This window comes from Bremerella sp. JC817 (assembly GCF_040718835.1).
Taxonomy (GTDB): domain Bacteria; phylum Planctomycetota; class Planctomycetia; order Pirellulales; family Pirellulaceae; genus Bremerella.
In genome coordinates this window covers 79,435-99,316 of sequence record NZ_JBFEFG010000241.1, presented here as the reverse complement: position 1 = coordinate 99,316, position 19,882 = coordinate 79,435, and the positions used below count along the sequence as shown (strand labels likewise).

Below are 19,882 nucleotides of genomic sequence, written 5' to 3'. Positions count from 1 at the left end.
GCTACATCTTTAGGGTAGGATGGAGAGGCCCGGACAACGCGGGTCTCCTCATCATGCTCCCTGCCAGGAATCTATTCATGCGTGCTTTGTCTCGCCCCTTTGCGGTATGGCTGCTTCTCGTGGCGTCGTTGGTTCTCGTCCCGACGACCTGGTGTCTGGCGGAAGATTCCGATCCCGCCCATCCTAAGCTGAACATGGTGCTCTACGTTCCATCAGATGTAGATCCGCCGGCCGATATCGGTAAACGTTTTATTCAGATCGCAGCTTATACCGAGCAATATCTCGTCAGCGAGATGACCCGGGCAGGCTATCCACCCGAAGTGAAGCAGATCTTCCCCCGCGATGAAAAAGGCAACTTCAAGTTCCTTTTTGTGAAGGGCGAGCATAAAGCGGACAGCGATCGCTGGGAGAAAGGAGGCGTGAATATGGAGATCATCGAGGCGGCCGTGAAAAAGTACGAACTGCCCCGATCACGCCACGTCTGGTGGATCTGGATGTATCTTGGTGATCCACCTAAGCGGTACTCGAACTATCGAGGAGCCGGCAACTCGATCGACGGCGGCTGGGCGATTTGCAATTACACGAACATCCCTGGCGAGATCGATCCGAAAGTCCCGCTGGCGGCCGGCTTTCATTTCGACTTCACCTTGAAGGCCTGCATTCATGAACTGGGGCATGGCTTCGGATTGCCTCACCTTGGACCGATGGCCCGCGACCGCCGCGGCAACACGCTGATGGGACCACAAGCGAAGGTCTACGCGAAGAAGGTCGATGACCGCAAGAAGGATGTTTACCTGTGCGATGCGTCGGCGGCCATGCTGTGGAAGCATCCGATTTTCAGCGGCACCCACGACCAGCGAGGACAAAAACCACAATTCAAGATGAAGAACCTCAAAGGTGAGTTCAACCGGCAGGGACGTTACCTGGAGCTGACCGGCGACATCGAGACCGATATTCCGGCCCATAGCGTCGTGGTGATTGAAGAAGGAACCGATGGCTACTTCCGCAAATCATTCGCGGGCCGAGTCGACGAGAAGGGGCACTTCTCCGTCGACGTGAAAGAGCTCGATCACGAGAAAGGGGATCTGCGAATCTTGTTCTGCTTCGAGAACGGTATCTGCACCGGCGACGGTAAAGGGTTTGGAGACCAGAGTGCGCTCACCCAGCCGTACGAGGTCACGCGGCGCGGTATCGAACTGATCGGAGCCGGGGACTAGGCCTGAGGCTGGACGCGAATCTCTGATTTCACGGAGTTCGCGATGAAGCACAGGTCGTGCGCTTCGTGATGGAGTTTCTCGATTTCGTCCCACGTAGGCTGCTTCTCCCCACTGAAGACCGTTCTCGGCTGAAGCGTGACGCGCTGGACCGATGTTTTTCCATCCGTGTCCTTGCCCATTTCGCCGGTCGGTTGGTCTTCGTACGAGTCGACCCGCCAGCGATGCTTGGCCGCCAAAGCCAGAAACCAGAGCATATGGCAGCTCGAAATCGACGCGATGAACGCTTCCTCGGGATCGACTCCGTGCGGATCGGACATCGGAACCGGGATCACGTGAGGGGAGGACGAGGCCGGAACGACCGCTCCGCCATCGAACTGCCAGGTATGGGCTCGGCTGTAGCGTTTGTCGAGAAAGTCTTCTTCGCCACGCTGCCAGCTGAGTTTTGCCGAGTACTTTTCCATCTTCCGGAGCCTGTCATGATGTTTTCGTGGGCCGAAGCGAACTCTAGTTCGCCTTGTTTGTCCATTCTGTCAACCAAGAGGTGCCGAACGATTCGTCTCGCCTTGGCTTTATGGTTTGTCGATTTTAGAATAGGCAGGCCGAGCCTTCCTATAAAATTCGGCAAGTTTATTCTTTCACCACCTAGTTGAAACACGACCTCCATGTCTGATTCCGTCCAATCCTCCGAACCGTCCAACGACCCTCCTTTCGAGGTCCAATTCGCGCAGCGCGTTTATCGCTTGCCGCCATACATGTTCGGGCGGATCAATGCCTTGCTGTACGAAAAGCGAGTTGCCGGGAACGACGTGATTGACATGGGGATGGGCAATCCATCCGATCCCCCTGCCGACTACGTGATGGAAAAGATGTGCGAGGCCGTCAAAGACGTACGCAATCACGGTTACAGCAAGTCCAACGGTATCCGTAACTTGCGCCGTGAGGTCTCGGCCAAATACCTAAAAAAATATGGCGTTCGTCTCGATCCCGAATCGGAAGTGATGGTCTGTCTGGGGTCGAAGGAAGGCTTCTCGCACATGTGCCTGGCGATGATGGGCCCGGGCGACACGGCGATCGTTCCGGCTCCCTACTTTCCGGTTCACACCTATGCGGTCGCCTTGGCTTCCGGCAACGTGATCTCGCTCGACGTCGCCGATAGCGAGAAGTTTCTGTCGAACATCGCTTACACCTGCGAACATCTGTATCCGAAGCCGAAGCTGCTGATCATTTGCTATCCGCACAATCCATCGACCGTCACGGTCGAGCCGGAATTCTTTGTCGATGTGGTGAAAATCGCCAAGAAGTACGGCCTGATGGTGATTAGCGACTTCGCTTACGCCGACGTCGCTTTCGATGGTTACAAACCCCCCAGCTTCCTTTCGGCTCCTGGGGCCATCGACGTGGGCGTTGAGTTCACCACGATGAGCAAGGGTTACAACATGGCTGGCTGGCGTGTTGGCTACTGTGCCGGTAATCGGGAGATGATTCGCGGGCTGGGCACGATCAAAGGCTACTACGACTACGGCATGTTCCAGGCCATCCAGATCGCATCGATCATCGCTCTGCGTGAAGGGGATGCCGCCGTAGAGGCTCAAAGCCAGATCTATCAGGGCCGCCGCGACGCGTTGGTCGACGGTCTGCACCGCCTCGGCTGGGAAGTCACGCCACCGCGAGCCGGGATGTTTGTCTGGGCCAAGATTCCAGATAAATGGCTCGAACGAATGAACACCATGGATTTTGCTATGATGCTACTAGAGAAAGGCGACGTTGCTGTCAGCCCTGGTAGCGGTTTTGGTCCAAGCGGCGAAGGCTATTTGCGTATGAGCCTGGTCGAAAACGAAAACCGTCTGCGTCAGGCTGTTCGCCAGATCAAGGGTTGCCTGAAAGATGCCGAATCTGGTTCGGTGGCAACTTCGAGCTAATCGCAACGCGATTTGTTAATATCCCGGATGGCTATCGGAGGTTTCCCCTTCGATGGCCATCTTACGGTGGATCTTTCTGCCCAAACCATGTCGCCGCAGCTCTTGGCGACAGATTCCCGTACCTCTGGTTATAAGCCCCTGTACGAGTGCTTGCAGAGGTCTATAATAGCGGAAATTTGCCCGCTCCGAGGGGCTGCACTAAGTGCATTAAAAAAGGAAAGCACCTGCTCGCCGAAACAAGTGCTTTCCCAAAGGCTGTCCAAACTTTCGCTTGGAGACCCACAGCCGTACTCCTTGGTATCGGGAGCACCTTCGGGAAGACTTTAACCATGTCCCTGATGGGAATGGTTTCCTTCCTGTTTCGTCCTCGATAGTCCGCCGCGATACTTGAAGAAGAACGCAATCCGAAATGACTCAGCCTGCCAAACTTGCTCTGGAAGATGGAACCGTATTCACCGGAACTGCGTTCGGAGCGATCGGTGAAGTGGCCGGAGAGGCTTGCTTCAATACCTCGATGACTGGCTATCAGGAAATCCTGACCGATCCCAGCTATCGCGGTCAGATCCTGACCATGACCTATCCGTTGATCGGCAACTACGGGGTCAACTCCGAAGACATGGAGAGCGCCAAGATTCACATGGCAGGCTTCATCATTCGCGAGCCCAGCCGCGTGGTCAGCAACTTCCGCTCGGATGGTTCGCTCGACGAATTCCTGAAGAAGAACAACGTCGTCGGTATGTGGGGCATCGATACGCGAGCTCTGGTTCGCCGCCTTCGTTCCGCCGGTTCGATGAAGGCGATCTTGTCGAGCGTCGATCTCGACGACGCCTCGCTGGTTGAAAAGGCGAAGAACAGTCCTGGCCTGGTAGGCCGCGACCTGGTTCAAGAAGTCCTGCCCGATCAGCAAAAGCTGTGGGAAGAAGACCTCAGCCCATGGATCAAAATGGGGGACAAGGCTCGTGCCGAAGGTAGCCGCAAAGAACAAGACCTGCACGTCGTCGCTCTCGACTACGGCATGAAATGGAACATCCCACGTCACTTGCGCGATTTGGGCTGCAAAGTGACTGTGCTGCCAGGAACCGTTTCCGCCGATGAAGTGCTGAGCCACAATCCTGACGGCATCTTCCTTTCCAATGGCCCTGGCGACCCAGAACCGTTGACCGGTCCGATCTCGACCATTCAGGGGCTGCTCGGCAAGAAGCCAATCTTCGGTATCTGCCTGGGGCATCAACTGCTGTCTCTGGCATGCGGCGCGAAGACCTTCAAGCTGAAGTTCGGTCACCGTGGAGCGAATCAGCCAGTTCTCGACATGGGTACCGAGAAGGTCGAAATCACCTCGCAGAACCATGGCTTCGCGGTCGAAGAAGAAAGCCTGCCAGCTTGCCTGGAAATCACCCACCGCAATCTGAACGACAATACGATTGCTGGCGTGAAGCACAAAGAGCTGTCAGCGTTCAGCGTGCAGTACCATCCGGAAGCTTCGGCTGGTCCGCACGATAGCGAATACCTCTTCAATCGCTTCCGTGCCGCCATGGATGCCGAGAAGGGTGCTGCTACCGCTTAAGGCTGTAGTAGCTGGTCAATATTGGCCAGCATGCGTTGCCATCCCTCGGCGGTCCGCTCGACGTATTCAATCCACTCGGCATCCATCTGATGAACGATGGTTGCCTCGCAACCGGTGGCAGTGGGGTGAAGCGATAGCGTGACGATCGAAGGATCTTCTTCCTGGCTGGCATCCACAATCCAGGTAAACGCAATCTTTTCTGGACGCTCTAACTGCAGATAGCGTCCCCAATGCTCCGCGATGCTTTCTCCGCGTCGATCGGAAAAGAAGAACTGGCCGCCAACTTTCGGGTCTACGTCGACCCGCACGATCTCACCCATCAGGCCATGGCTCTTCAGCGAATGGCTCAGCCAGACACGAATCGACGCCGGTTCGAGCCAGGCATCGTAGACCTTTTCGGCTGCGACGGGGAATGTATAGCTTGTGCGAGCTTCGATCTTTTCACGCATTGCAAGTTCTCTTCAAAGCGGAAAGTGCTATCTCAGCCAGGTAGCATGCCGCGTGAACCAAACGCGTGCAATCAGAAACGGCGAAGCTATTCCGACGCGGTGTCGTCTTCTTCAGGCGTCGATTGACGCAAATAGACCAAAGCAAACCAGTCGTAAAGTGCGTGAATGACGATCGGCACAATCAAATCACCGGTCCACCAGAACCAGATCCCCAGATACGCCCCCATCAAGCCGCTGATGATGAAGTATTCCTTCGTCATGAAGTGGACCACGCCGAAGAGCAGGCTGGTCAAGATAATCGGGACAGCGGGACCAGCATTCGAGCCGACTATCTCTTGCAGAAATGTCTGAATGACACCGCGGAAGAGCGCTTCTTCTCCGATCCCTGCGGCCAGGCTGATCAGCAGCAGTTCGATCACCGTCGCTTCACGAAACAGCGGAACGATCTGCCGCTCCATGTAGTCGTTCAAATCATCCAGGCCTTCCATCTCGGTATGCTGCAGCCACATGAACGCGGCCAACAGCGGCACGGTCGCGAGGGCTCCCAGGCCCATCGCCCCCAAAATTGCCGTGATACTGCCACTATTCCAACTGGCACTGATCCACGGAGCGACCCCCACAGCCCAGCCCAGACCGATCGCAACGAATGCCAGAAACGACTCGAATAAGACGGCCGTTCGAATAAACCACTCTGCCCGTTCGCGTGCAGGCACGGTCGGTCCGATGGGATCTTCGAAATCGTAATCGTCTTCGTCGTCAAACACGCTAATTACCAGGAAACACGGTGGTCGCCAGGGAGGGGGGAAGGCTTGCCGGGGCAACCGATCGAAGATGACCCATCGTTCCGGTTTAGGATCGATCTTAACCCAATCGCAACGAGAATGCCTGCTGCATTGTCTCGTTTACCACGCCTGGCGCCAAACCGTCAGACAGCGTCCAGCCGGCCGATTCCCGGAATCTGCCTTGTTAATCGACGCAAAATGGGGGCTGGTTGACGCTTGCTTGCATTCTCAAGTAAACTTTTCAGCTTATATTCGCTCGAAATGCGGCCCCTCTGTATAGAGCTAACAGGACCAACCTGTGAGCAGGCAGAAAGGGTGAGCCCTCAAACCGATCAACACTCCAGCGTTTGTGACATTCAAAGGTTTCCAGACATGGCCAAGAAAAAGGCAGCGAAGCAATCCAAGCCTACGAAGATGGTGTACTACTTCGGCAAGACCAAGACCGAAGGCAAAGATGTCGGCAAGGATCTGCTAGGCGGTAAGGGCTTGAACCTGGCCGACATGACCTCGATCGGTCTGCCAGTTCCTCCCGGTATCACCATTACCACCCAGGTCTGTGCCGACTACTACAAGGCTGGTAAGAAGCTGCCTAAGGGGCTGATGGACGAAGTTCACGAAGGTGTCGCCACCCTCGAAAAGGAACTGAAGAAGAAGTTTGGCGACAACAAGAACCCGCTGCTGGTTTCGGTTCGCTCCGGTGCTGCTGTCTCGATGCCGGGCATGATGAACACGATTCTGAACCTCGGTCTGACCGACGAATCGGTGGTCGCCCTGGCCAATGCTACCAGCAACCAGCGTTTCGCTTACGACGCTTACCGCCGCTTGATCGACATGTTCGGCGACGTGGTGATGGAAGTCGATCGCGATCACTTCGAGCACGCTTTCACAGCGATCAAGAAGAAGTACAACGCCGGTCAGGACAACGAAGTTCCTGCCGAAGGTTTGATCGAACTGTGCCACGAGTACAAGGCGATCTACAAGAAGTACACCGGCGAAGATTTCCCTCAAGACCCAATGAAGCAGCTCGAGCTGGCCATCGAAGCGGTCTTCAAGTCGTGGAACACGACCCGTGCCGTTCGCTACCGCGAAGTGGAAGGCATCCGTGGTCTGCTGGGTACTGCCGTTAATGTCCAGAGCATGGCTTACGGCAACATGGGCCAGGACTGTGGTACCGGTGTGGCCTTCACCCGTAACCCATCGACCGGCGAAAACAAGTTCTATGGCGAATTCCTGATCGACGCTCAGGGCGAAGACGTGGTGGCTGGTATTCGTACCCCACAGCCAGTCGCTGAAATGAGCAAGTGGAACAAGACCGTCTACAAGCAATTGCTTGAAATCAAAGACACCCTGGAAGCTCACTACAAAGACGTCCAGGACATCGAGTTCACCATCGAAAAGGGTGAGCTGTTCATGCTGCAGACTCGTAACGGTAAGCGTACCGGTGCGGCTGCCGTGAAGATCGCTTGCGACATGGTCAAAGAAGGTCTGATCGACGAAAAGACTGCTCTGCTCCGTATTCCAGCGAACGACCTGACCCAACTGCTGCTGCCAAGCTTCACGCCAGAATCGAAGAAGAACGCCAAGGTTCTGACGATCGGTCTGCCAGCTTCGCCAGGTGCGGCGGTCGGTGCATTGGCCTTCACCGCTGAAGAAGCTGTCGAACGTACCCACGCTGGCGAAAAGGTGTTGCTGGTCCGTAAAGAAACCAGCCCGGAAGACATCGACGGCATGCACTCGGCCGTTGGTATTCTGACCTCGACCGGTGGTATGACCAGCCACGCTGCTGTGGTTGCTCGTGGTTGGGGCCGTTGCTGCGTCGCCGGTGCCGGTGAAATCGAAATCGACGAAAAGGGTCGCAAGATCAAAGTCGGTGGCAAGACCTACAAGCACAGCGACATCCTGTCGATCGACGGTTCGACCGGCCAGGTCATGGAAGGTTCCGTTGAAACCAGCGAACCAAAGCTGTCGGGTGACTTCGCCAAGGTGATGAAGTGGGCCGATCAGTACCGCACCCTGGGTGTTCGTACCAACGCCGACACCCCGAAAGACTCGCAGCGTGCTCGCGACTTCGGTGCGGAAGGTATCGGTCTGTGCCGTACCGAACACATGTTCTTCGAAGAAGATCGTATCACCAGCATGCGTGAAATGATCCTCGCCGAAACCGAAGAAGATCGCCGTGCCGCTCTGGCCAAGCTGCTGCCTTACCAGCGCGAAGACTTCGTCGGTATCTTCACCGCGATGAAGAACCTGCCAGTGACCGTTCGTCTGTTGGATCCACCGCTGCACGAATTCCTGCCGCACGATCCAAAGGCTCAGAAGGAAATGGCCGAAATGCTCGGCGTTTCGCCAGCCAAGGTCAAGTCGCGCGTCGCTGCTCTGCACGAAGCCAACCCGATGCTCGGTCACCGTGGTTGCCGCTTGAGCGTGACCTATCCAGAAATCCTGGAAATGCAGGTCACCGCGATCGTCGAAGCTGCGATCGAATGCAAGAAGAACCGTATCAACGCCATGCCGGAAATCATGATCCCGCTGGTCGGTACGGCTGCCGAACTTTCGCTGCTGCGTTCCAAGGCAGAAGAAACCATCGAAAAGACCAAGGCCGACAAGGGCTTCAGCGGTCAGCTCGATATCCTGATCGGGACCATGATCGAAATTCCGCGTGCAGCTCTGACAGCGAACGAAGTCGCCGAGTACGCTGAATTCTTCAGCTTCGGTACCAACGACCTCACGCAGATGACCTTTGGTTACAGCCGTGACGACGTCAACACCTTCCTGCCAGACTACACCCGTCTGGAAATCCTGCCGACCGACCCATTCCAGTCGCTCGACACCACCGGTGTTGGTCAGCTGGTCGAAATGGGCGTCACCAAGGGACGTCAGGGACGTGATGGCCTGAAGTGCGGTATCTGCGGTGAACATGGTGGCGATCCTGCTTCGATCGACTTCTGCCACACCGTTGGTCTGGACTACGTGAGCTGCTCGCCATTCCGCGTGCCAATCGCTCGTCTGGCCGCTGCTCAGGCTGCGATCCGTCACAACAAGTAAGCAGTTGCCACGCCTCGCGTGGTCTGCTTCGGCGAAATGATAAAATGCGAAACGCCGACCTGAACTCAGGTCGGCGTTTTTCTTTTCTTGAGTGCCCAGCTAAATCTCCAGCTTCAGACCTTCCCGCTCGGCCCAGTACTCTAAGATCCGATGCGAGTTGTCGTCGATCTGGTTGTTGCACTTCCCTTTGGCTTGAACAATGCTTTTCTCGTTCGGCATAACCTCGATCGTTGCCATCCGTTTGGGAGAACCTTGCTCGTGCAAACGCAGGGACCAGATCGAACATTGGTGCTTTGCACACGAGTCGATGTAGGTCGCTACGCAGTGATCCATCGCGGCTCCTTCCAGGATCAAAGCCCGATCGCTTAGCAGTTCGAACATCAGCCATTTGACGTTCCCTTCCTGGTGGACCATCGATTGAAATGGCGAGCTATCCCACTGGAAGGTCTTCATCGCCAGCTCGGGCCGTTTGGCCAGGATTTGTTCACGCCAGTTGACCATGTGCCGCCGGAGCGACTTGAGCGTGCGGCCTTTCATGGTGAAGTCTGGCTGCAGGGGACGTTCATCGGCACCACGTCCCCAGACTTCGATCCCAGGACGAAACTTCTGCTCTTCGATGAAGTCGTAGATCGCAAACGCTTCGTCTTCATCGGTCACGTTTTCGCGAACGAAGAATCGGAAGACCGTTTCCCAGAAGCTTTCATTGCCGACTTCGGAACCGGCAGTGGTGTACCTAGCAATATCTGTGGCGATCTTCTTGCGCACGCCGTAGCTTCGCAGTTGGCTCCAACGCATCGCCTCGGTCGGCGTAAAGTCGTCCGGGGCCTGCATGAAGAACCTCGCCGCCTTCGGAGGCAGGGGGATCGCAGAACGATCCGGGAACTGTCGAACCCCTTTGCCTGATGCGAGGTGCAAATAAAGTGCTTCGTGCCAGCGCACGGCGGTTGTGCTCAGCCACGAGTAGGCCATGAAGTCCGGCACCGGATAGCGCTCGAACAAATGACCCATCAGCGAACGCAGCGTTACGCGGTGACTCAGCGGCACTCCTTTCGCTTGTGGTGGAATCCACGATTCAGGAGTGCTTGCCCAGTGAAGTCGTTTCTCGGCAACGGTCTTCAGCGTGCGGATGTAGGCTCGCAGTTCCATCGGATCGCGAATCGGCCGACCAGGACCAGGGCTTAGCAGATCGGAAAGGCGGCGAACCTGAGTGACGAGATTCCAATAGGCACGTCGATTGTTGCCGCCACTTGGCTGATGGCAAGCAAGGAGCTCGTCCACGATTTGGTGAAAGTAATGATCACGAGATCTCATAGAAATCCATGCTCTCTATCGATATGTACGGACCTATCGTCAGCGCAATCAACGACTGACGACGTTAGTGAAGGTCAGGTCAAAGACGACCTGGCTAGATATCCACTTGTCCGCAATACAAGAGCATGGCTTGAAATCCTGGCGTCTCTGCGAACGATCGCAGGGCAGTTTGAGTGAACAACATCGGCGGGAAAAATCGAACCAAGATAGTTCGCCCGCATTGGCAGAAGAGAGACAAGTCGCCTGAGAAAGGTTCGCCCGGAAATTGATAGGCGCATGAAAAAGGCCCTGAACGCGTCACCAGGACAAACGTCAGGGCCTTGGAATGAATCAAACGAATTCGATTCTCGGGGCATCGCAGCGAGTTAGCTTCGCCAAGGAATCAGCGACCAGAGTCGACGATCTCGCAGAAACACACCCAGCCAGATCAGGACGCCAATCACCGATTGGATGATGAACGGATCGCCGACACGCCAATGCGTGCAGATCGCGCCGCCCATGTAGCCGGTCAGCAGGATCGCTCCCAGAATCGACGTGTAGGGGACCAGATAGATGATCGCGATCACCAGTTCCAGCACGCCCAGCGGAAACCGCATTTCCAGTGGCAGGCCCAGTTGCGAAAAGCCTTCTTCGACGGGAGCACCGCCAGCCAGCTTGCCGAGCGCACTGGCAATCAGCAGCAAGCCAACGAGGCCTGATAGGACCCGCCCAGTCCACTTGGCTGCCGCAGGCGTTGCCCCTGGTGGGACGGGAGTTGGTTCTGGGGATGGTTCATTCATCTTCGTTGTCTCGTCGTTTGTGCCTGGTGAACGGGATAGCTGATTGTATCTCGGTTGCGTCTCAAATGTATCTAAGATTCGGCCTCACTAAGTTTCCGATGCGGCGGCTTGCTGCTCACTCAGTTCCTTCAGGGAAGTAAGTCCCTCGAGGAACTGATCGCCGCACATCTTGTCGACATTCAAAATCAGGTGGGCGAATTTCGCCATCATGTTCAGCTTGCCGGACATGCTCCAGGTGACGACGGTGCCGCCATCTTCTGGCTGAAACGTGAACAGCACATCGTTGTCGCACTTCATCGGAGCACTCATCTTCAAATCGATCGCAATCGATTCGTAAGGCTGGCTGGCGACAATCGTTGTCGAGCCTGATCCGGTGTTGCCATTGCCGTTCCATTGCATCTCAGAGCCGACGCCCGATTCCGGACCGGTGATCGTCTTCTGCATGTTGGGATCGAGCTTCTCGTAAGGAGACCAAGTTTCCCAGGCCGCCATGCTGTTCACATGCGGGAAAATGACCTCGGCCGGAGCATCGATTTTCAGCGAGCGAGAAATGGCGAACTCGTTCGGACGGAACGCCAGGACAATCAGTAAGATCACCACCAACGCGACCAGGCCTGCGATGAGGTATAGAACGATAGTGAGCATTTTTCGTGGCACCGAAGTGGAAGACATCGGGCGAAACTTTCAAACAGGAAGGCTCGGGGGACTACTTTTGCCGGTAATAGTGGGCGGTCATGAACGGATGCCAGACTTCGTTGTCGTCGATCACTTGCGAACGCAAGATGCGATGATCGGCGTCGACGATTTCGATGATGTCCTGATAGGCGACCGTCCCCTCGCTGACGAAACTAGGCCCGTTCGCATTTAGCGTCAGGACTTTTCCCGCATCGTCCAGGCTGCCTCGTTCGTAAATCCAGAGGTACGTCATGATCGACGCGATGAAGGTTCCGACGAACGCTTTCTGCTTCGGATCATAGCCCAGCGTCAGGATCGTTTTACCTTGGCAGTCGGCCATCGTCTCGCTGGTGGTTTCCATCTCGCCCACGACCCACAGGTCACCAAGCTTGCGAACCACTTCGGTTCCTTCGCTCGTATGGGGCGGTTCGTCCGGGCCCATGACCATTTCCGATTTCATCGTCCAGGTGCCGACCAGGTTGTCGAGCCAGGCATGCTCGGCTTGAGCTTCTTCACGCATTGGTATTCTCCAGGTGTCAGGGCAAAAGGGTTAGTTCTCAAGTTCGGCAGCCAAACGCTGCGACGTTTCCATGATCATCAGGTTGGTGGCTTCGTCGGCCGGACGAATCTCGAACGGTCCCATGCGAACGCCTGGATGCTTCGACATCAGTTGGATCGCATGGTTCAAGTCGCGGGCCTCGAGCAGCAAGATGCCGCCGATTTGTTCTTTGGTTTCGGCAAAGGGACCATCAGTCACGTCGACGTCGGAGTTGCGGTAGCGGAGGGTCACGCCATTCTTCGAGTTATCGAGTGCTCCGCCGCCCGCGAAATGGCCTCCTTTGCGGAGCTCGTTGTCGTATGCCATGCACTCTTCAAAGATCTTTTGGCTGGCTTCCGGGCTCAAACTGTCCCAGACCGATTCGTCGATATATCCGAGGCAGACAAATTTCATGTCACTGATTCCCATTACAAGAATTTAGGTGTTTGCCAATTGGTCGTTTGATAAGCGACCATTTCGACAACGTGCGAAAAGAATTTTGAAAAAGAATCGGATCGCCAGGCAGAGTTGCCTCAACGAAGCTCGCGCAGGCGACCTTCCAGAAACCGTCGTTCCGGTTCTTGCTTGGCCAATTGAAGGGCTCGCTCGTAGGAGGCGATTGCCTCGGTATTTCGGCCCAATCGGCGGCACAGATCAGCTCTCGCAGCATGCGCCAGATGGTAATCTTCCAGCGAGCCAGAAGAAAGGATTTCGTTGACCAAAGCGAGGCCAGCTTCGGCACCGTCCCGCATCGCCACGGCGACCGCGCGGTTCAGATGAACGACCGGCGAGGGCTCGATGCGTGCCAGAACATCATACAGGGCAACAAGTTGTGGCCAGTCGGTCTCGGTCGAGGAAGCTGCTTCGGCGTGCACTGCGGCGATCGCTGCTTGGATCGTATAGACGCCAAACCGACGCGTGTTGAGGGCGTCCTGGATCATCTGGGCACCCTCAGCAATGGCTTGCTGATTCCAGAGCGAGCGGTCCTGGTCTTCCAGTAGGATGATATCACCGTTGGGGGCCGTACGGGCCTGTCTTCGCGATTCCTGGATCAGCATGAGTCCGAGCAGGCCCATCGCTTCAGCGTCGGGTAGAAGCGACACCAGCAGCCTTCCCAGGCGGATCGCTTCTTCGGAAAGATCGCGTCGCGTCGCCGTTTCGCCAGACGAAGCCGAATAGCCTTCGTTGAAGACCAGGTAGATCACGGCCAAGACCGAATCAAGCCGCGTTGGCATCTGCGGGATCTTGGGGACCTCGAACGGGATCCCGGCGTCGCGGATCTTTTGCTTGCCACGCACAATCCGCTGGGCGATGGTCGGAGGCGAAGTGAGAAAAGCCGAGGCGATCTCTTCCGTTCGCAGGCCACACACTTCGCGCAAGGTCAACGCGACTTGGACGGAGGCTGGGATTGCCGGGTGGCAGCAGGTGAAGATCAATCGCAGGCGATCGTCTTCGATTTTCTCGTCGTCGATGGCGGCGAACTGGTCGTGGTCGGCATCGAGTCGCTTGGCAATCTCGCCGAGCGATTCGTCGAAACGAATACGCCGCCGGATGGTGTCGATCGCCTTGAACCGGCCCGTCGAAACGAGCCAGGCACGAGGGTTATTCGGGATACCCTCGGCCTCCCATTTTTGAACCGCGCTGGCAAAGGCTTCGTGCATGGCCTCTTCGGCCAGGTCAAAGTCTCCCAGCAATCGCACCAGCGTGGCAAAGATGCGGCGCGATTCGTTGCGGTAAAGTTCGTCGACAAATTGACGAACCGATTGCGGATCCTCTTCCACCATCGTGGAGAGTTCCTCCTGACGTTTGTGCGGGGAAAGAGGAACGGCCGACCGAGGATTTATTCTTCCTCAACCAACCACTTCTTGGCTTCTTCCAACTTGGTGTGGTCGAAGTACTTCACGTTGGCGGAAGTGAATGGCTTGCAGAAGACTGCCATGCCTGCTTCCCACTTCGATTCGCCGACGATCGCCAGACGCTTGATGTCGCTCCAGTGCTTGGAATCGAACTTGATGTCGTCCCACAGAGCACCCATGGTCCAGCCGTGGAAGTTATGCAGTTCGACCAGGAGGCGGAGCTTGCCGAACTCTTGGATCTGCTTTTCGACTTCCGGAACGAACGTTTCGTAATCGGCAGCCGTCAGCTTGCCAGTGATACGAACGATCGTCAGATCTTTCAGATGCACAACTTCCAAGTTATCACTCATTGCGTGTCGCTCCCTTTGTTTGCATACGTTTCCGTGGGTGTTGAATCAGCCCCAGTAGGCATGTTCATTCTACGGGGCAGCGTGGGCCAGTTGAATCCTAGGAGACGTTTTCCCAAAAGGGGAGTCCCCGAACCATCGAAACTTGCCTGCGCATTATGCCTCAGAGTCACAGCTTGCCAGCCAATACGGGTGGAAAGCTGCCAATGCTGAAAACTATTTTTCTGAACCAACGCCGCCGAGTACGTTCAAAAGCCAATCTACCGGAGGCATATCATCGTTGTCGTCGGTCAGTTGATCTTGCTTTTCGGCCAATTCATAAGCGTGACGGACGATCTTCCGGCTGGCCGGATCGGTCTCGCCAATCACTCGCATTAACTTGGGGGCCGCCATGGCTAGAAAGCCTGGGACGTCTCCATATTTCGCCCCGCCAGGAAGCAAGTTGGGGGAACGAATCGAGTCGACCTCGCCGAACCGAAAGCCATCGGTCTGCAGCAGTGCAAAGTCAAACGCCTCAGGCTGCTGGGCCATCGCGACAGCCCCGATGGCCGCCATCTCACCTTCGAGGCCAACCAGGCCGATCGATTTCGGCTCGCGGTCGTGCGTTCGCATGAAGGCGACCGAGGTGAGAATATCATGCACGCGCTGGGCAGCGACACTGTAGTTGTAGCCCAGCGTGTAAGCGGCGGCCTCGCGTTTATTGTCGACGCGTGGGGTTTGTTGAAGCGGCTGGCCATCTGGCAGGAACTCGCCTTGGTAAAGCAAGTCGACGCCAGCGACCGAAACCCCAGCGGAAACCAGCTTGGCGACTTCCGCCTTCAAACGGCCACCTTCATCGAAGAGCCCCGCTTTGCCCTGACTGGTCAGCCAGACGACGGTGTGCCCGTTCCAGTTGTCTTTGGGGTAAAGAAACAGCGTCGGTAACTGTGTCTTGGCGGTGGTATTGTTCAGCAGACCTGCGATCAGAAGATAGTCTTCCTGCTGCTCTTTGACTTTGATCGAAATATCGAGCGAACCTGGTTGGAAATCTGTTTCGGGCAACATCGCCTCGAACGCGGTCGAAACCATCTCGCGGTACTTGCCAAATGCCGCCGGATCGCCAGTCAAAAGGGGCTGGATCTGCTTTTTCGTTTCATTGGTCCAAAGTTCCAGCAGGTCTCGCTCGAACTCAGGCTGGTAGGTGGGTCGCGTTTCATTCGTCCAGACCGAAAGCTCGTCACGCGAGAGCCGCTGGAAAGGACGTTCGTCGACCGACGCGTCCAGACCCAGCAGCCGATTGAACATCATATACATCGCCTTCCGCGAGACCGCGTTGTAATTGTGGCCGAACTCGGTTCGGGCGGTCAGTTCGACTTGATCTTCCGCACCGAGCAAGGCGTACAGCTTCTTCAGGTCGGGATAGCCTTTCGTCTCGAACTCGACGGTCCAGTCGTCCGCCGCAGTCAAACCTTGCGGCTTTGGTGCGAACAAGGCGGCGAACTCGACGTTACCGGTGCCGATACGCAAAAGCGAGCAGTTCTCGCAGGTACATCCTCCCTGCATCGCGGTGGAAACCATCACAGCCGGGAAGCATGTCGAGACGCGAGGATCGATCGCGGCGACCAGCATTGTTTGTGTGGCACCGCCACTGGCACCGGTGACCGCCAGTCGTTTGCGATCGACATTCGGAAGGGCCTCAAGAACATCGAGCGAACGAATGCAGTTCCAAATCTGCAGGCCCATGACCGACTGCAAGTGCGATTCGGCCTGGGGACTGAAGAAGCCCCAGCGCTGGTTGGTGTTCATCTCTGCACGCTGGCGAGCGAACTTGTGGACCAGGTCGAACGAAAGTTGTTGGCTGTCGGCATAGCCAAGCATATCGATCTGCAGTACCACGCAGCCCATCCGAGCCAGGTGAACGCAGCGCGCCTGGATCGGGTTTTTGGCCGCTTCCCGATCGGTCTCGGCACCGTTGGCCAGTTGTTCGTCGAGACTTTTGTCGTCGGCGACGTAGTAACGGCCATTTTCCCAGTGACCATGCGGGCACAGCACGCCGGGCAGGGGACCTTGTTTGCCGATCGGTTCGTATAGGTTGCCGGTGACAAACAGTCCTGGCATTCCCTCGAACTTGACGTTCGAGACCGCATAGTCCTCGAACTCGCGGCGGCCGGTTTGTTCGAAGTTCAAATCAGTCTTGGGAGGCATCGGCCAGAGACCGAGCGCCACTTTCAGTTGGGTGCGGACCTGCTCGGCGCGGGCTTGCCACTGCGTGGCGCTCTCAGGCGGAGTGAAGGGAAAGTAGCCTTCCAGATCTTTGGGAGGTGCTAGCCGGGCATCGTCGGGTAGTTGTCCCTGAGGAAGGACTCGGACCGACTGCTGTGCGGCAACGGTCGATACCAACAGAAAAGCAAGCAGCATCAGACTGCCTGCCACATGGGAAGCATGAGTTGATCGCATCACGTAGTTCGTCCAGAACGGAGGTAGGCGAGGGACGAGGAGTGCTTAGCAGTTTACGTGACGCGTGAGTGGGATGCGAGTCTTTTTAGGAGGCCTTGAGCTTTTCGATTTCTTCGCGGGTCTTGATGATTTCCTGCTCGACCGCTTCCACCTCGCCTGGCTCGTCGGCTTGAGCTTTGACGCCGGCCAGCTTTTGGTTCAAGGTCTGCATCTTCTTCTGCAGGATATCGAGACGCTTCTTCTGCTTCTTGTCCATGAAGACTTCCTGAATGTGGTCGTTGAAAAGGGTGGTTTTACTAGCTGTTGGACGCCACCGCAACAATCTCACGCATCTTTTGCATGGCGATCATTGCTTCGATGCCCTGCAATCCGAAGCAGTGGTGAATGAGCATCAGGGCATCGTTGTAGCGGTTGTGGGTGACATGTTCCCGAATCTTCATCGCTTTGGTAACAACGATCGGGTCTTCGGTGTACCGGGCCGAGAAGGCCTTGGCACATTGCATTCCGACATAGGGAGAGAGGCCCAGAATCTGGGCAATCAGGTCACCAGCAGGGTCGAGTTCCCCTTGTTCGATCAGCGATACAAAGCGTGCAAATGCGGGAGCTTTCGGCTGACTTACTCCAGGGGCTGGCAGACCAATCATATCGCCTCGATCGACGACTACCGGTACGTCGGACGAGGGTTGCTTGGCCATTGGGAAGTGGGGCAGGCGTACGTTCTCTGCGGCTACCTCTTCCTCCTCTTCTTCCTCAAGATCGTAGACCGGAGGAGGTGATTCACTCGCTGAATCAGCCGGAAGATTCGAGATCATCTGGTTGAGATGCGCCAGCCTGTGCCCCATCTGGTCGTACAGCGATTCGATCTCACTGAGGAACGACTCGCCAGCGGCATCTGCTTGGATTTCTTCGGCTTGCTCTACGATGGCCTCAGTCATGCGGGCCAGCAGTGTATCGCGGGCCTGTTTCAAAATGGCCAACGCCTGGGCGGTATTGGACATGGGGATCAGCACCTAACGTCGAGGGGGGAGATGAAGGAGGGGCAGCCATGTTGGATATGGCTTGCCCGCATCTTCCATCTTAGTCAGTCCGCCCTCAAACGTTAAGAATTCTCGGCTGGGGAAGGCTTGGCCGCGGCCTCCGAGGCCGGAGAATCGTCAGAACCGGAATGCTTGGGCACTCGATCGGCCACTCGCAGGGTGCCAGCCATCAGCACCACGATGATGGCCAGCGTGGCATTCACTTTCAGCCAGAAACCCTCTTTTTCCCGGAACTTTTCGGCGTTTTGGCTTCTGCCGACCAGCAAGCTGGCAATGTAGAAAATGACCAGGGCGATCAGCAGCTTGATGCCAGCGACGCCATGATAGTACTTCTGCGGAAAGTCGTACCGGGTGGCCTGCAGAACCAGCGAGACAATTCCGCTAATCAGCAGCAAGCCGGCGCAAATCATCACCACTTTGGACCATCGCTGGCGAATGGCTGTTTTCAGTTCTGGCTTTTCGGCGAACTCGGTCGCATTCATGGCCGGGTGCAGTGCAATCACCATGTAAAGCGTTCCGCCGACCAAGATAATTGCCGGCAAAATATGAGCCCAGCGAATCACCAAATCGAGCAGCATTTCCATTGAAGTATCCTTGTGGTAGGTCCGTAGTTGTCTTGTCGGTGGTCGGTTGAAATCTCGGTGTTACGAATCATTCCAGTGAGCCTTGGCAAATGCGAGGGCCTCGGCTGTGGTGTGGATTCGTTTTTCGAGTTGTTCGTCACGGATCGCCTCCAGCAATGACTGGAAACGAGGCCCCGGCTTGAAGCCTGCTTCAATCAGATCGGTGCCGGCCAGCAAGGGATTTGGGTTGAGATCTTCTTCCGGCAGGCTCATCCGCGACTCGGCATATTCCACGCCGGTGGTCGAGTTATACCGTGCTGTCTGGATTGCTCGGCCGACTTCGATCAGCAGCGGAGCATTCTCTTCGATCAGCAACCGCTGCAACTTCGGCCAGGCAACCTGATCAGCATGGCGAACGGTATGTTCGTGGCGGATAAGCCATTGGATCGTCTTGGTCTCGTCGTTGGTCAGCTTCAGCCGCTGGCACACTTCCAGCACCGGAGCAATCGGCTTGAAAGGATGTGTCTCGGCCAGGTCTCGCTGGCAGGTATACCGCAGCAAGATCGCCATCGCCGCCCTAAAGTCAGGCGTCCGGAGCCGCTGTAGGCCATGGTACGTTTCGCTCCAACGCAGGGCATGGCCAACGACCGGAGCGACCTCCGGCAAGATCTCGTCGAGCAAGGTGAGGTCGCGTAACATCCGCACGCCGATCATGCGATGTTTGTCGGCCAAAATTCGCCGCAACTCGGCAGCGACGCGTTCGGCGCTGACCACGCTGATGTGGGTCGCATATTCGCGGATGGCATGCTGCGTTTGTAACTCCAGGGCGAAGTTAAACGTCGAACTGAACCGGACTGCCCGGAGCATCCGCAGTTTGTCTTCTTCAAATCGCAGAAAGGGATTGCCAATACTGCGAACCAGGCCCGCTTTCAGGTCGCGTTGGCCTCCGACAAAGTCGAGGACCTGCTCTTCGATCGGATCGTAGAACATGCCATTGATCGTGAAGTCGCGACGCTGAGCGTCTTCTTCGGCAGACGTGAAGCGGACCTCGTCGGGGCGGCGACCGTCGCTATAGCCCAAGTCGGTGCGGAAGGTGGCGACTTCGACCTGGCCGCGACGTTTGCCTCCCTGGACGGTGATCACGCCAAACGAGGCACCAATCGGCAAGGTTCGATCATGGCCGAACAGGTCCCGTACTTCGTCCGGCGTCGCATTGGTAGCGACATCGAAGTCTTTCGAGGGGCGATTCAGCAAAAGATCGCGAACGCATCCCCCCGCCCAGAGGGCCTGAAACCCGGACTGTTTCAAAGTCTGGATGACTTCGATCGAAAATGCCCGCGTTGCGGCGAGATCGAGACTCATGG

General features: G+C 56.4%; 19 protein-coding genes. 4 read left to right on the top strand and 15 right to left on the bottom strand.

Annotated elements, in window-relative coordinates; translation table 11 throughout:
* Positions 1 to 77: 77 nt before the first annotated feature.
* Complete coding sequence (locus AB1L30_RS02700) at positions 78 to 1,217, top strand: hypothetical protein (RefSeq protein WP_367011811.1); 1,140 nt, start codon at positions 78 to 80, stop codon at positions 1,215 to 1,217.
* Here AB1L30_RS02700 and AB1L30_RS02695 read toward each other — a convergent pair.
* A complete protein-coding gene (locus tag AB1L30_RS02695) occupies positions 1,214 to 1,678 on the bottom strand; it encodes an OsmC family protein (protein WP_367011810.1) in 465 nt (154 codons plus the stop codon). The genes AB1L30_RS02700 and AB1L30_RS02695 overlap by 4 nt on opposite strands.
* Before the next feature lie 201 nt (positions 1,679 to 1,879).
* On the opposite strand from AB1L30_RS02695, the gene AB1L30_RS02690 reads away from it, so the two are divergent.
* Together AB1L30_RS02690 and carA are read left to right on the top strand one after the other, a co-directional pair.
* Positions 1,880 to 3,136 carry an aminotransferase class I/II-fold pyridoxal phosphate-dependent enzyme gene (locus tag AB1L30_RS02690; protein WP_367011808.1) on the top strand — a complete coding sequence of 419 codons (1,257 nt, stop codon included), beginning with the start codon at positions 1,880 to 1,882 and terminating at the stop codon, positions 3,134 to 3,136.
* 409 nt (positions 3,137 to 3,545) lie between these two features.
* A complete protein-coding gene (gene carA / locus AB1L30_RS02685; protein ID WP_367011807.1) occupies positions 3,546 to 4,700 on the top strand; it encodes a glutamine-hydrolyzing carbamoyl-phosphate synthase small subunit in 1,155 nt (384 codons plus the stop codon).
* Here the strand turns inward: carA and AB1L30_RS02680 are convergent.
* Together AB1L30_RS02680 and AB1L30_RS02675 are read right to left on the bottom strand one after the other, a co-directional pair.
* Entirely contained in the window at positions 4,697 to 5,149 is a 453-nt protein-coding gene (locus AB1L30_RS02680; protein WP_367011806.1) for an SRPBCC domain-containing protein, read from the bottom strand. The two genes, carA and AB1L30_RS02680, sit on opposite strands and share 4 nt — an antisense overlap.
* An 86-nt stretch (positions 5,150 to 5,235) precedes the next feature.
* Positions 5,236 to 5,913 carry a type II CAAX endopeptidase family protein gene (locus tag AB1L30_RS02675; RefSeq protein WP_367011805.1) on the bottom strand — a complete coding sequence of 226 codons (678 nt, stop codon included), beginning with the start codon at positions 5,911 to 5,913 and terminating at the stop codon, positions 5,236 to 5,238.
* Positions 5,914 to 6,345: 432 nt separating this feature from the next.
* On the opposite strand from AB1L30_RS02675, the gene ppdK reads away from it, so the two are divergent.
* Entirely contained in the window at positions 6,346 to 8,976 is a 2,631-nt protein-coding gene (gene ppdK, locus AB1L30_RS02670; RefSeq protein ID WP_367011876.1) for a pyruvate, phosphate dikinase, read from the top strand.
* 99 nt (positions 8,977 to 9,075) lie between these two features.
* On the opposite strand, the gene AB1L30_RS02665 is transcribed toward ppdK, so the two are convergent.
* The 12 genes from AB1L30_RS02665 to AB1L30_RS02610 form a co-directional block, all read right to left on the bottom strand.
* Complete coding sequence (locus tag AB1L30_RS02665) at positions 9,076 to 10,287, bottom strand: PcfJ domain-containing protein (RefSeq protein WP_367011804.1); 1,212 nt, start codon at positions 10,285 to 10,287, stop codon at positions 9,076 to 9,078.
* A 365-nt stretch (positions 10,288 to 10,652) separates the two neighbouring features.
* On the bottom strand, positions 10,653 to 11,066 hold the full coding sequence (locus tag AB1L30_RS02660) for a DoxX family protein (RefSeq protein ID WP_367011803.1): 414 nt from the start codon (positions 11,064 to 11,066) through the stop codon (positions 10,653 to 10,655).
* 87 nt (positions 11,067 to 11,153) lie between these two features.
* Positions 11,154 to 11,711, bottom strand: coding sequence for an SRPBCC family protein (locus tag AB1L30_RS02655; RefSeq protein WP_367011801.1), 558 nt, complete (start codon positions 11,709 to 11,711; stop codon positions 11,154 to 11,156).
* A 61-nt stretch (positions 11,712 to 11,772) separates the two neighbouring features.
* Entirely contained in the window at positions 11,773 to 12,261 is a 489-nt protein-coding gene (locus AB1L30_RS02650; protein ID WP_367011800.1) for a DUF1579 domain-containing protein, read from the bottom strand.
* Positions 12,262 to 12,291: 30 nt separating this feature from the next.
* Complete coding sequence (locus AB1L30_RS02645) at positions 12,292 to 12,693, bottom strand: YciI family protein (protein WP_367011799.1); 402 nt, start codon at positions 12,691 to 12,693, stop codon at positions 12,292 to 12,294.
* Positions 12,694 to 12,812: 119 nt separating this feature from the next.
* Positions 12,813 to 14,063: an RNA polymerase sigma factor gene (locus AB1L30_RS02640; RefSeq protein ID WP_367011798.1), complete on the bottom strand. Its 1,251-nt coding sequence runs from the start codon at positions 14,061 to 14,063 to the stop codon at positions 12,813 to 12,815.
* A 56-nt stretch (positions 14,064 to 14,119) separates the two neighbouring features.
* A complete protein-coding gene (locus AB1L30_RS02635) occupies positions 14,120 to 14,485 on the bottom strand; it encodes an STAS/SEC14 domain-containing protein (protein ID WP_367011797.1) in 366 nt (121 codons plus the stop codon).
* 213 nt (positions 14,486 to 14,698) lie between these two features.
* Positions 14,699 to 16,918: an acetylxylan esterase gene (locus tag AB1L30_RS02630; protein ID WP_367011796.1), complete on the bottom strand. Its 2,220-nt coding sequence runs from the start codon at positions 16,916 to 16,918 to the stop codon at positions 14,699 to 14,701.
* Positions 16,919 to 17,003: 85 nt separating this feature from the next.
* Positions 17,004 to 17,174, bottom strand: a complete 171-nt coding sequence (locus AB1L30_RS02625; protein WP_345084233.1) for a hypothetical protein — start codon at positions 17,172 to 17,174, stop codon at positions 17,004 to 17,006.
* 40 nt (positions 17,175 to 17,214) lie between these two features.
* Entirely contained in the window at positions 17,215 to 17,916 is a 702-nt protein-coding gene (locus AB1L30_RS02620) for a hypothetical protein (RefSeq protein ID WP_367011795.1), read from the bottom strand.
* 101 nt (positions 17,917 to 18,017) lie between these two features.
* Positions 18,018 to 18,539 carry a hypothetical protein gene (locus AB1L30_RS02615; RefSeq protein WP_367011794.1) on the bottom strand — a complete coding sequence of 174 codons (522 nt, stop codon included), beginning with the start codon at positions 18,537 to 18,539 and terminating at the stop codon, positions 18,018 to 18,020.
* 60 nt (positions 18,540 to 18,599) lie between these two features.
* Positions 18,600 to 19,880, bottom strand: a complete 1,281-nt coding sequence (locus tag AB1L30_RS02610; RefSeq protein ID WP_367011793.1) for a CCA tRNA nucleotidyltransferase — start codon at positions 19,878 to 19,880, stop codon at positions 18,600 to 18,602.
* Positions 19,881 to 19,882 lie beyond the last annotated feature (2 nt).